This window comes from Streptomyces sp. NPDC050528, from assembly GCF_044457795.1.
Classification (GTDB): Bacteria; Actinomycetota; Actinomycetes; order Streptomycetales; family Streptomycetaceae; genus Streptomyces.
This window is the reverse complement of the sequence record NZ_JBITHH010000008.1, coordinates 185,278-197,145: the sequence shown is the minus strand read 5'-3', so window position 1 is coordinate 197,145 and position 11,868 is coordinate 185,278. Positions and strand designations below refer to the sequence as shown.

The window sequence follows — 11,868 nt, the reverse complement described above, 5'->3', positions numbered from 1 at the left end:
AGAGGTCTCGGAGCCTACGCCTCCCGACTGTGCGCCCGCCTGGCGATGGGCGATCTGGCAACACCCGGGCGCGAAAGGCGAGGCCGAGCGAACTCCGGGGCAGGACGAGGAGGGGCCTCGGCGCGGCCGATCCGGCGGCGACCGGCAGCGCAGGGTCGCCTCGGCCGGGAGCAGCCCCCATACACCGGTCCGGCGGCACCCCGGCGTGGATCAGGACCGCCGGCCGGGCGAAGGCGGGCTGCCATCGGACAGGCGCCGATGTGCCCGCGCGAGCACCACAAGCCGTCACGCGCCGGCCATTCCGGCACGCGGCCCCCGCGAAAGCAGGGTCACGCTCTCGGCTTCAGGCCGCCAACGGCGCGCACCTGACGACCAGTTCGTCCATGGACAGCCCGAGCGCCTCGGCGAGGGCGGACACGGTGAAGAAGGCCGGCGTCGGCGCCCGGCCCGTCTCAATCTTGCGGAGGGTCTCCGCCGAGATGCCGGCGTGCGCCGCCACGTCCGTCATGCTGCGGCCGCCGCGGGCCTCGCGGAGCAGCCGACCGAGCCGTTCGCCGCGTTCGCGCTCTTCGGGGGTGAGAGGGGTGCGTACCATGCCGTCATTCTAATACCGGTATAGTAATTGGCATGGTGGAACTGAAGACAGACACGTCTATCGATGCGATGTACGAGGCGGGCCAGGTCGTGGCCCGCGCCCTCACGGCCGTGCGGGAGGCCGCCGACGTGGGCGTATCCCTCCTGGAACTGGACGAGTTGGCGCACGACGTGCTGCGAGCGGCCGGCGCGAGTTCGCCCTTCCTCGGGTACCGCCCCGCCTTCGCGCCCACCGCGTTCCCCGCGGTCATCTGCGCCTCCGTGAACGACGCGATCGTGCACGGCATCCCGGACGGCTACCGCCTGCGCGACGCCGACCTGGTCTCGATCGACTTCGGCGCCAAGCTGGGCGGCTGGGCCGGCGACTCGGCGATCAGCTTCATCGTAGGCGAGCCGCGCCCCGCCGACGTGCGCCTGATCGACACCGCCGAGCGCGCCCTCGCGGCGGGCATCGACGCGGCCGTCGTCGGCAACCGCATCGGCGACATCGCCCACGCGATCGGCACGGTCTGCCGTACGGCGGGCTACGGCATCATGGAGGACTTCGGCGGCCACGGCATCGGCCGCCAGATGCACGAGGACCCGGGCGTCCCGAACGAGGGCCGCCCCGGCCGAGGCCTCCCCCTCCGCCACGGCATGGTCATCGCGATCGAGCCCATGCTGATCGCGGGCGGCCGCGACGACTACCACGCGGCAAAGGACGGCTGGACCCTCAAGACGAACGACGGCTCACGCGCGGCCCACGTGGAACACACGGTGGCGATCACGGAGGCGGGCCCCAGGGTGCTGACCGAGCGCCGCTGAGGGAGGCGCCCCTTCAGGGGCGCGGGGCTGTGTCGATTTGCGGCTCCGCCGCGCGGGCGCGACCAGCCACGACGGGCGCGCAGCCGAAAGCCAACCGAAACTACCCCAAACCTGAACATGCCCCACGCAGTGGCCCGTGCCATGGTGGATTGATGACCAGCGGCTACACAGACCCCGAAAACGACCCCCTCGGCGAGTTCCTGGCCAGGCTCTTCGGCGGAGCCGGGGGCGGAGCCGCAGGTGGAATCGCCCGCCCCGATCCACGTCAGATAGACATCGGCCGCCTACTGAGCCAACCCGCCAGGGACCTCGTCAGAGGCGCAGCCCAGTACGCCGCAGAACACGGCAGCCACGACCTGGACACCCAGCACCTACTCCGCGCCGCCCTCTCCGCGGAGCCCACCCGCGGCCTCCTCACCCGCGCCGGCGCAGACCCGGACTCCCTCGCCGCAGAGATCGACGAGCGCTCAGGACCGGCCCAACCCCCGGAGGGCACCGCCCTCTCCCTCACCCCCGCCGTAAAACGCGCCCTCTTGGACGCCCACGACCTCGCACGAGCAGGCGGCACCGGCTACATCGGCCCCGAACACGTCCTGGGCGCACTCGCCGCGAACCCGGACTCCGCCGCCGGCCACATCCTGAACGCGGCCCGTTACGCCCCGACGGGCCTGCCACCCGAATCTCCGGACGGCATCCAGACCACCCGCCCCGACCAGCCCCGCCCCACCGGCACCCCCACCCTCGACAAGTACAGCCGCGACCTCACCGACCTGGCCCGCCACGGCCGTATCGACCCGGTGATCGGCCGCGACGAGGAGATCGAGCAGACGATCGAGGTGCTCTCCCGGCGCGGCAAGAACAACCCGGTGCTGATCGGGGACGCGGGGGTCGGCAAGACGGCGATCGTGGAAGGCCTCGCGCAACGCATCACGGACGGCGATGTCCCGGACGTGCTGATCGGGCGACGGGTGGTCGCCCTCGACCTCACCGGCGTCGTCGCGGGCACCCGCTTCCGCGGCGACTTCGAGGAGCGGCTGACGAACATCGTCGGCGAGATCCGCGCCCACTCGGACGAACTGATCGTGTTCATCGACGAGTTGCACACCGTGGTCGGCGCGGGCGGAGGCGGCGAGGGCGGCTCGATGGACGCCGGCAACATCCTCAAACCGGCCCTGGCGCGCGGCGAGTTGCACATCGTGGGCGCCACGACCCTGGAGGAGTACCGCCGGATCGAGAAGGACGCGGCGCTGGCCCGCCGGTTCCAGCCGATCCTCGTGCCCGAACCGACCGTCCCGGACGCGATCGAGATCCTGCGCGGCCTGCGCGACCGCTACGAGGCCCACCACCAGGTCCGGTACACCGACGAGGCGTTGGTGGCCGCCGTGGAACTGTCCGACCGCTATCTCACCGACCGCCGGCTGCCCGACAAGGCGATCGACCTGATCGACCAGGCGGGCGCACGGGTACGGCTGCGGGCGCGCACGAAGGGCACGGACGTACGGGCGCTGGAGCGCGAGATGGAACAGCTCGCCCGGGACAAGGATCAGGCGGCGGCCGACGAGGACTACGAGAAGGCGACACAACTGCGGGACCGTATCGCCGAGTTGAAGGTACGGCTGGCGGACGCCGGTGGCGAGGACACGGGCGACGAGGGGCAGAATCTGGAGGTCACCGGCGAGGCGATCGCCGAAGTCGTGTCCCGCCAGACCGGTATCCCGGTGAGCAGTCTCACGGCGGAGGAGAAGGACCGGCTGCTCGGTCTGGAGGAGCATCTGCACCGGCGGGTCGTCGGCCAGGAGGAGGCGGTACGGGTCGTGTCGGACGCGGTGCTGCGCTCCCGCGCCGGCCTGGCGAGCCCGGACCGGCCGATCGGCAGCTTCCTCTTCCTGGGCCCAACCGGCGTCGGCAAGACGGAACTTGCCCGCGCGCTCGCCGAGGCCCTGTTCGGCAGCGAGGACCGGATGGTCCGCCTGGACATGAGCGAGTACCAGGAACGGCACACGGTCAGCCGACTCGTCGGCGCCCCGCCCGGCTACGTCGGCCACGAGGAGGCGGGCCAACTCACCGAGGTGGTACGCCGACACCCGTACTCGCTGCTCCTCCTCGACGAGGTCGAGAAGGCACACCCGGACGTCTTCAACATTCTTCTCCAGGTCCTGGACGACGGCCGGTTGACCGACTCCCAGGGCCGCACGGTCGACTTCACCAACACGGTGATCGTGATGACGAGCAACCTCGGCTCCGAGGCGATCACCCGGCGCGGCGCCGGTATCGGCTTCGGCCCGGGCGGCGCCGACGCGGACGAGGAGGCCCGCCGCGAACAGATCCTGCGCCCACTGCGCGAGCACTTCCGCCCCGAGTTCCTCAACCGCATCGACGAGATCGTCGTCTTCCGCCAGCTCACCGCCGAGCAACTACGCCTGATCACCGAGCTGTTGCTCGAACACACCCGCCGCCTCCTGCACGCGCAGGGCATCACGGTCGAGTTCACGGACCCAGCCGTCGACTGGCTCTCCCGCCAGGGTTATCAACCCGAGTACGGCGCCCGCCCGTTGCGCCGCACCATCCAGCGCGAGGTCGACAACCAGCTGTCACGACTGCTTCTGGACGGCACGGTCGCGGAGGGAGATCAGGTGACGGTGGACGTGGAGGGCGATCACTTGGTGTTCAACAGGCAGAACCGCTCAAGCGCCCCCGCCTGAGGCGCCCCTTCAGGGGCGCGGGGAACTGCGCGACCAGCCCCCCACGCTCCCGCAGACCGCGAACTACGGAGCCGGATCCACCACCTGCGCGGACCCACCACCCCGCCGCACCTTCTCCGCGGCCGCCAGCCACTTCCCACCAGGCAGCCGCTGCACACCAGTCGCCGCCCCGATCTCCGGGTTCAAAGTGAAGGCGTGCCCAATAGCTTGCAGCTGCGTCTTCAAGTCACTGTTGTAGAGCGCGGGTTCAAGCTCAGTCGTGGCCGCGTTCCGCTGACTGGCACGCGGCGCCGCAATCGCATCCACCAGCGGCAACCCCCGGTCAAGAAACTCCGTGAGGGTCTGCAGCACGGTCGTGATGATGGTCGCGCCACCGGGCGAACCGAGCGCCACGACCGGCTTGTTGTGCTTGTCGAGGACGATCGTCGGCGAGATCGACGACCGCGGCCGCTTGCCCGGACCGGGCAGATTCGGGTCGTGGACGGCCGGGTTGGCCGGGGTGAAGGAGAAGTCGGTCAGCTCGTTGTTGAGCAGGAAACCCCGGCCGGGCACGGTCATCGCGCTGCCGCCGGTCTGCTCGATGGTGAGCGTGTAGGAGACGACGTTGCCCCACTTGTCGGCGACCGTGAGGTGCGTGGTGTTCTCGCCCTCGTACGTCGTCGGCGCGGCCGTCCCGGCGGCGGTGCAGGCCGTCGGGTTGCGCGGATCGGCCGGTGCCAGCGGGCTGGTGAGGACCGCGTCGTCCTTGATGAGGCAGGCGCGCGAGTCGGCGAATTTCTGCGAGAGGAGTTCCTTCGTCGGTACGTCCTCGAAGGCGGGGTCGCCGACCCAGCGCCCCCGGTCCGCGAACGCGATCCGGCTGGCCTCGATGTAGTGGTGCAGGTACTGGACCTCGCTGGCCTTCGAAAGGTCAGTCTTCTCAAGGATGTTGAGGGCCTCGCCGACGGTCGTGCCGCCGGAGGAGGAGGGCGCGATGGAGTAGACGCCGAGTCCGCGGTACGAGGTCTTCGTGGGCGCCTGGAGCTTGGCGCGGTAGGCCGCGAGGTCCTTGGCGGACAGCTTGCCGGGGCGGGCGTTGTAGCCCGAACTCGGGTCCACCTTCGGCTGGTTGACCGTGGCGAGGATGTCCTTGCCGAGGTCACCGTGGTAGATCGCGCCCATCCCCTTCTTGCCCAACTCCTTGTATGTCCGGGCGAGTTCGGGGTTCTTGAAGGTGGAACCGACGACGGGGAGCTGTCCGCCCGGCAGGAACAGCTTGGCGGTGTCGGGGAAGTAGCGGAAGCGGGTCTCGTTGGACGCCGTCTGGCTGCGGAAGGTGTCGTCGACCGTGAAGCCGTCGCTCGCGATCCGCTCGGCGGGCTTCAGCACCGTGCCGAGCTTCTCGCTGCCCCACTGGTCGAGCGCCGTCTGCCAGGTGGCGGGCGAGCCCGGGGTGCCGACGCTGAGGCCGCTGGTGACGGCGTCGGCGAAGGAGAGGGCCTTGCCGTTCTCCACGAAGAGGTTCGAGTCGGCGGTCAGCGGAGCGGTCTCGCGGCCGTCGATGGTGTGCACCGTACGGGACTTGGCGTCGTAGTAGACGAAGTAGCCGCCTCCGCCGATGCCGGAGGAGTAGGGCTCGGTGACGCCGAGCGCGGCGGCGGTGGCGACGGCCGCGTCGACCGCGTTGCCGCCCTTCTTCAGGACCTCGATACCGGCGGCGGTGGCGTCCGCGTCGACGCTGGCGACCGCGCCGCCGTAGCCGACCGCGACCGGAACCTTCGTCGGTGTGCTGCTCGTTGCGGCCGGTGGGGCCGCTGCCCCGACCGACACGACGGCGGCCGAGACCGCCAGGACCGACAGTTTCCGTGTCACAGGGCGACGCATCCGTACCTCCAGTCGGGACCGTCCGCGCAGCGTAGCCACATTGCCATGACCCCAACAGACCACCTCGCGCCACTGCCACACGAGTGCCATACGTCGAACACCGGTACGTACCAGCCACGTCGGGCCGCTAACATGCGCGCCCATGAATGACGACGTGCGCAACATCGTTCTGGGCGTGGTCGCCGCCGGCATCAGCGCCGCGCTCGGCTGGCTCGCCCGCACCTATCTGTGGAAGCGCAAACTCCGGCGCAAGCAGGCGTTCTTCGGGCTGCCCGACAACTCCGAGTCGCTGCTCGTGGTCAACCGCGAGGCGGGCGGTCCCGAACTCACGGTGATGCGGCACGACGTGTTCGCGCTCCTCGAACTCGCCGCCCTGATCAAGGACTGCAACGCGCACGCCCAGGTCGTCGCGCACGACGCGGCCCAGCAGGGCTTCGGCGAACGCACCGAGTTCTGCGTGGGCGGCCCGGCCTCCAACCGCCGTATGGCCGCGCATCTGGCGTCCCTGCTCCCCGGCATCCGCGTCAACGTCGACGCCGAACCGGGGCCGGACCGGGGCGCGTTCCAAATAGGCAGCGAACGCTACCGACTTGAGCCCGGCAAGGGCGAGTACGTCCTGCTCGCCCGCCTCACCGCCGGCCAACTGGGCGGCGCGCGGCCGGTGTTCCTCTTCTGCGGCCAGCGGGCGATCACCAACCAGGCGGCGACGCGCTATCTCGCCCGCAACCATGAGAAGTTGGCCCGCAAGCACGGCGGCAACACCTTCGTCCTGCTGCTGAAGGTGGTCAACTCGCAGGCGTACGGCCCCGATGTGGTGGAGCTGGTCGCGGACGTGACACGGGCCGCGGAGACCCCGCTGCCCGCACCGGCTCCACGCAGTTCACACCGCGCCTCGTAAATCCGCACACACGTCAACAATCTTTACTGGCACGTAACTTACTGACGGGTTACCCAAGGTAGGGAGTCCCGGTTACCGTCGGGTCACTTTGCATTGACACGTGTGAGGAGTGACCCGTGCGAAACCGTCGCCAGGCCCTGCGTACGACCGCCGTGGGCGCCGTCTCCGCGACCCTGATCGCCGGAGGCGTTCTCGGGTTCGCCCCCGCCGCCCAGGCCGCCACGAACGGCGTCCGGTTCGTCGACATCACCGGCGACGGCGGTACGAAGCTCGCGGCGAACGTCGTCACGCCCGCGGGCGCGGACGGCTCGCGGGACTACCCCCTCCTCGTGTTGCCCACGAGCTGGGGATTCCCCCAGGTCCAGTACCTGGCTCAAGCCGAGAAGCTGGCCAACTCCGGTTATGTCGTGGTGAGTTACAACGTCCGCGGCTTCTGGCAGTCCGGCGGCGGGATAGAGGTGGCGGGCCCGAAGGACGTGGCCGACGCGTCCAAGGTGATCGACTGGGCGCTCGCCAACACCCCGTCCGACGCGGGGCACATCGGCATGGCGGGCGTGTCGTACGGCGCCGGGATCAGTCTCCTCGCGGCCGCACACGACAAGCGGATCAAGGCAGTTGCCTCGCTGAGCGGCTGGGCGGACCTGATCGACTCGATCTACTCGGGCCGTACCGAACACTCCCAGGCGACCGCCCTGCTGGACGGCGTCGGCCTGGTCACCGGCCGGCCGAGCGCGGAGACGAGCCAGGTCTTCAAGGACTTCTTCGCCTCCGACCTGTCCAAGGAACAGGAGTTGATCGACTGGGGGAAGGTGCGTTCGGCTTCGACCTACGTCGACCAACTCAACAAGAACGGCGCGGCCATCATGCTCGCCAACGCCTGGGGCGACACGATCTTCCCGCCCAACCAAATCGCCGATTTCTACGGCAAGTTGACCGGTCCCAAGCGGCTCGAACTCCGCCCCGGCGACCACGCCACCGCCGAGCTGACCGGTCTGTTCGGGCTGCCCAACGACGTGTGGACGGACACCGAGCGCTGGTTCGACCACTACCTCAAGGGCGACGACAACGGCATCAACCGCGAGCAGCCGGTGGAGCTCAAGTCCCGTACCTCAGGCGGCTACGAGGGCTATCCGGACTGGAAGTCGGTCGGTGCGACGCGGAAGAAGTTCGACCTCGCGGGCACGACCACGATCCACACCAACGTCGACTCGGGCGCGGACGGCGGGATCGTCTTCCTGTCCAGCATCCTCGACCAGGTCGCGCAGGTGCCGCCGGTCGCGTACGTCCCGCTGCTTCCGCGCCGTTGGGCCGCCGTATGGCAGTCGGCGAAGTACGCGAGCGCCCAACAGGTGCGCGGCACGGTGAAGTTGCACACCACGGTCACGGACACCAAGGAGAGCGGCACCCTCGTCGCGTATCTGTACGACGTGGGCCCGCTCGGCCTCGGCAAGCTGGTCGGTAACGCGCCGTACACCTGGCACGGGCAGCAGCCCGGCCAGCCGTTCGGTGTGGACCTGGAGTTGGGCTCCACGGCCTACGACGTCCCGGCAGGGCATCATCTCGCCCTGGTCGTCGACACGGTCGACCCGCTCTATATCGAGCACAACCCGACCGGCGCGCAGCTGACCTTCTCCTCGCCTGCGAACGACCCGTCGTACGTGTCGATCCCGCTGCGCGAGCAGTGATCTCCGGCTGCTGCCGGACGGGCAGGTGCCCTCTCTACTACTGCACCCGCGGCAGCAGCGTCCCTGGTTCCGCCGGGGCCACGTCCACGGCCCCGGTCTTGGGACTGCGCTGCTCCCGGCGGGACACCCAACCGGCGAACCAGGAGAGCAGCATGCACATCCCGATGTAGATCGGCGAGATCACCATCACCACGGGGATGAACGGCAAATCGTAGTCGAGGTTCGACGCGATCAGCTTCCCGGCATGGAGAAACTCCTCATAGGTGATCAGATAGCCCAGCGAGGTGTCCTTCAGCGCGACCACCAACTGGCTGATGATCGCGGGCAGCATGGCCCGTACGGCCTGCGGTACGAGGACGTACGACATGACCTGGGTCTTGCGCATGCCGAGCGCGAACGCGGCCTCCCGCTGGCCGCGTTCGACGCTGTTGACGCCGGAGCGGAAGACCTCGGCGAGCACCGAGCCGTTGTAGAGCGTGAGGCCCGCGACGAGTGCGGGCAGCGGCTGCACCTTGAGCGCCACGAAGATGAAGAAGATCATCACGAGGACGGGCATGGCGCGGAAGAACTCCACGACGACCGTGGACAGCCAGCGCACGGGCCGGTGGTCCGAGAGCCGTCCCACGGCGAGCAGGGTGCCAACTGCCAGGGAGAGCACGGCTGCCAGCCCGAAGGCCTTGAGCGTGTTGCCGAGGCCGCGCAGCAGCAGTTCCTGAATTCCCTTGTACTCGAAGGGCATCCACTTCGAGTACGTGAACTGGTCGGTGTCGAACAGGAGATAGAGGATCCAGCCGATCAGCGCGAGGATGACGACCGTGGACGCGATGCCGTAAAGGCGGTGCCGTTTGCGGGTGTTGGGTCCTGGGACGTCGTAGAGGGCGTTGGCGGTGGTCATCGGGCGACTCCCCACTTCCGCTCCAGCACGTTGAACAGCGCGCTGATGGCGAGGGTGATGATCAGGTAGCCGACGGCGATCCAGACGAACGTCCAGACGATGTTGTAGCCGAGTTCGCTCAACGTCCGGTAGGTGCCGAGGAGTTCGGTGACGCTGAACGCGCCGGCGATCGCCGAGTTCTTGGCGAGGGCGATGAGCGTGGAGCCGACCGGCGGGATCACCGAGCGGAACGCCTGCGGCAGGACGACGAGTCCGAGGCTCTGCCCGAAGGACATCCCGAGACTGCGGGCCGCCTCCCCCTGCCCCCTGGGCACGGTGTTGATGCCGGAGCGCAGGGCCTCGCAGATGAACGCCGAGGTGTAGCAGCCGAGCGCGAGGACCGCGAACACCTTGAAGGGCAGCACGAGTCCGAAGCGCGGCAGGCCGAGCAGCACCGCGAAGAACAGCAGGGTCAGCGGGGTGTTGCGCAGCACGGTCACCCACACCGTGCCGAAGACCCGCAGCGAGCCGACCGGGGCGACCCGGAAGGAGGCCATGAGGAAACCGAGGACGAGCGCCAACACCGAGGCGTAGACGGTCAGTTCGACGGTCCCGAGGAAGCCGTCGGCGAAGGTGGAGAAGTTGTCGGTCAGTACGTTCACGTCTGCCTCCCTCAGCTCGCCGGGTAGCGGTCGATCGCGGGCGGGGTGGGCGCGGGCACTCCGGACAGGCCGAGCGTCGCCTCGTACGCCTTCTTCCAGTCGCCGTTCTTCTCACGGGCCTCCAACGCGTCGTCGAGGGCGAACCGCAGGGCGTTGTCGCCGTGCGGGACTCCGATGCCGTACGGCTCCTTCGAGAAGGGCTTGCCGACGACCTTGAGCTGGTCGGGGACCTTCGCCGCGTAGCCGATGAGGATCGCGTCGTCGGTGGTGACGGCGTCGACCTGATAGGTGAGCAGGTTGTCGACGCAGACCGAGTACGTGTCGTAGGCGACGAGTTGGGCTTTCGGGTAGTCGTCCTTGATGCGCTGGTACGGCGTGGAGCCTGCCGCCGAGCAGACGCGTTTGCCGGCGAGGTCCTGCGGGCCGTGGATGTCGTGCTCGTCGGTGCGGACGAGGAGCGACTGGCCGGCCAGGTAGTAGGGGCCGGCGAAGCCGACGAGTTTCTTGCGCATGTCGTTGATGGTGTAGGTGCCGACGTAGTAGTCGATCTGGCCGTTCTGCAGGGCGGTTTCGCGGTTGGCGGAGGCGATCGTCTTGAAGTGAATCGTCTTCGGGGCGAAGCCGAGAGAGGCGGACATCATCTTGGCGATCTCGATGTCGAAGCCGGAGTAGGTGCCCGTCGCGGGGTCCTTCTCGCCGAGGTAGGGCTGGTCCTCCTTGGCGCCGACGGTGAAGTAGCCGCGCTTCTTCGCCCGCTTCCAGGTTTTGGAGTCGGGGAGCTGAAAGTCTTGCGCCACTTGGTAGTTGGGGAGTTTCTCGGCGGCCGGGCCCTTGACGGGCGGGCTGCCCTCCTTGCCGCAGGCGCTCGCGCACAGCACGGCGAGCACGGCGACGGCGAGGGACGCACGGGTCGTACGGAACATGGATCGCACTCCCCCGCTCAGTGCTTGAGGATCTTGGACAGGAAGTCCTTGGCCCGGTCGCTGCGCGGGTTGGTGAAGAACTCCTCGGGGGTGCGGTCCTCGACGATGCGGCCGTCGGCCATGAACACGACGCGGTTGGCGGCGGAGCGGGCGAAGCCCATCTCGTGGGTGACGACGACCATCGTCATGCCGTCGTGGGCGAGTTGGCGCATGACCTCGAGGACCTCGTTGATCATCTCCGGGTCGAGGGCCGAGGTCGGCTCGTCGAAGAGGAGGGCCTTGGGTTCCATGGCGAGGGCGCGGGCGATGGCCACGCGCTGCTGCTGGCCGCCGGAGAGCTGTGCGGGGAACTTGGGTGCCTGGTTGGCGAGACCCACGCGGTCCAGGAGCTCCAACGACCGCTTGTCGGCGTCCTCGCGCCCCCGCTTGCGGACTTTGATCTGCGCCAACGAGACGTTCTGGAGGACCGTCTTGTGGGCGAACAGGTTGAACGACTGGAAGACCATGCCGACTTCGGCGCGGAGCTTCGCGAGGGCCTTGCCCTCCGCGGGCAGCGGCTGCCCGTCGAGCTCGATCGTCCCGGACTCGATGGGCTCCAGCCGGTTGATCGCCCGGCACAGCGTCGACTTCCCCGACCCCGAAGGGCCGATGACCACGACCACCTCCCCCTTGCCGACGGTGAGGTTGATGTCCTGGAGGACATGCAGCTCCCCGTAGTACTTGTTGACGTCCCGCAGTTCGATCAACGGATCGACGGCCATGCCCAGCCCTACTCACTCTCAGCTGTGTCGTGGTCGCCGCAAACTATCCAGACAAGAGTGGAGTTAAGGCACGACACGCACTTTTCGGGCATTAGCCGTATT

Annotated in this window: 10 protein-coding genes; 4 read left to right on the top strand and 6 right to left on the bottom strand. The window is 68.8% G+C overall.

What is annotated here, in order from left to right; translation table 11 throughout:
* Window positions 1-343: 343 nt before the first annotated feature.
* Entirely contained in the window at window positions 344-595 is a 252-nt protein-coding gene (locus ACIBK4_RS27565) for a helix-turn-helix domain-containing protein (RefSeq protein ID WP_019062010.1), read from the bottom strand.
* Window positions 596-627: 32 nt separating this feature from the next.
* Between ACIBK4_RS27565 and map the strand changes: the two genes are divergently transcribed.
* Together map and ACIBK4_RS27555 are read left to right on the top strand one after the other, a co-directional pair.
* Window positions 628-1,398 (top strand): type I methionyl aminopeptidase, encoded by a 771-nt coding sequence (gene map, locus ACIBK4_RS27560; protein WP_398998605.1) that lies wholly within the window; start codon window positions 628-630, stop codon window positions 1,396-1,398.
* Window positions 1,399-1,550: 152 nt separating this feature from the next.
* Window positions 1,551-4,100 carry an ATP-dependent Clp protease ATP-binding subunit gene (locus ACIBK4_RS27555; protein WP_398998603.1) on the top strand — a complete coding sequence of 850 codons (2,550 nt, stop codon included), beginning with the start codon at window positions 1,551-1,553 and terminating at the stop codon, window positions 4,098-4,100.
* A gap of 63 nt (window positions 4,101-4,163) precedes the next feature.
* Here ACIBK4_RS27555 and ggt read toward each other — a convergent pair whose 3' ends face one another.
* On the bottom strand, window positions 4,164-5,963 hold the full coding sequence (gene ggt / locus ACIBK4_RS27550) for a gamma-glutamyltransferase (RefSeq protein ID WP_398998601.1): 1,800 nt from the start codon (window positions 5,961-5,963) through the stop codon (window positions 4,164-4,166).
* A 142-nt stretch (window positions 5,964-6,105) separates the two neighbouring features.
* Between ggt and ACIBK4_RS27545 the strand changes: the two genes are divergently transcribed.
* Both ACIBK4_RS27545 and ACIBK4_RS27540 read left to right on the top strand, forming a co-directional pair.
* Entirely contained in the window at window positions 6,106-6,861 is a 756-nt protein-coding gene (locus tag ACIBK4_RS27545; protein WP_398998599.1) for a hypothetical protein, read from the top strand.
* Between the two features lie 116 nt (window positions 6,862-6,977).
* Window positions 6,978-8,546: a CocE/NonD family hydrolase gene (locus ACIBK4_RS27540; protein ID WP_398998597.1), complete on the top strand. Its 1,569-nt coding sequence runs from the start codon at window positions 6,978-6,980 to the stop codon at window positions 8,544-8,546.
* A 37-nt stretch (window positions 8,547-8,583) separates the two neighbouring features.
* Here the strand turns inward: ACIBK4_RS27540 and ACIBK4_RS27535 are convergent, their stop codons facing one another.
* From ACIBK4_RS27535 to ACIBK4_RS27520, 4 genes are read right to left on the bottom strand one after another with little or no spacing between them, the layout of a single operon-like run.
* The gene (locus ACIBK4_RS27535) at window positions 8,584-9,441 is read right to left on the bottom strand and encodes an amino acid ABC transporter permease (protein ID WP_398998595.1); all 858 of its coding nucleotides are present in this window, start codon (window positions 9,439-9,441) and stop codon (window positions 8,584-8,586) included.
* Window positions 9,438-10,082: an amino acid ABC transporter permease gene (locus tag ACIBK4_RS27530; protein ID WP_390160981.1), complete on the bottom strand. Its 645-nt coding sequence runs from the start codon at window positions 10,080-10,082 to the stop codon at window positions 9,438-9,440. The genes ACIBK4_RS27535 and ACIBK4_RS27530 overlap by 4 nt, the downstream gene beginning before the upstream one ends.
* Window positions 10,083-10,093: 11 nt before the next feature.
* The gene (locus tag ACIBK4_RS27525) at window positions 10,094-11,005 is read right to left on the bottom strand and encodes a glutamate ABC transporter substrate-binding protein (protein ID WP_398998593.1); all 912 of its coding nucleotides are present in this window, start codon (window positions 11,003-11,005) and stop codon (window positions 10,094-10,096) included.
* A 17-nt stretch (window positions 11,006-11,022) separates the two neighbouring features.
* Entirely contained in the window at window positions 11,023-11,766 is a 744-nt protein-coding gene (locus ACIBK4_RS27520; RefSeq protein ID WP_398998591.1) for an amino acid ABC transporter ATP-binding protein, read from the bottom strand.
* Between the last annotated feature and the right edge of the window lie 102 nt (window positions 11,767-11,868).

Bases quoted from the DNA above. Each gene is read 5' to 3' on its own strand.
- ACIBK4_RS27565 (WP_019062010.1), bottom strand. From the start codon at position 595: ATGGTACGCACCCCTCTCACCCCCGAAGAGCGCGAACGCGGCGAACGG.
- map (WP_398998605.1), top strand. From the start codon at position 628: ATGGTGGAACTGAAGACAGACACGTCTATCGATGCGATGTACGAGGCG.
- ACIBK4_RS27555 (WP_398998603.1), top strand. From the start codon at position 1,551: ATGACCAGCGGCTACACAGACCCCGAAAACGACCCCCTCGGCGAGTTC.
- ggt (WP_398998601.1), bottom strand. From the start codon at position 5,963: ATGCGTCGCCCTGTGACACGGAAACTGTCGGTCCTGGCGGTCTCGGCC.
- ACIBK4_RS27545 (WP_398998599.1), top strand. From the start codon at position 6,106: ATGAATGACGACGTGCGCAACATCGTTCTGGGCGTGGTCGCCGCCGGC.
- ACIBK4_RS27535 (WP_398998595.1), bottom strand. From the start codon at position 9,441: ATGACCACCGCCAACGCCCTCTACGACGTCCCAGGACCCAACACCCGC.
- ACIBK4_RS27525 (WP_398998593.1), bottom strand. From the start codon at position 11,005: ATGTTCCGTACGACCCGTGCGTCCCTCGCCGTCGCCGTGCTCGCCGTG.
- ACIBK4_RS27520 (WP_398998591.1), bottom strand. From the start codon at position 11,766: ATGGCCGTCGATCCGTTGATCGAACTGCGGGACGTCAACAAGTACTAC.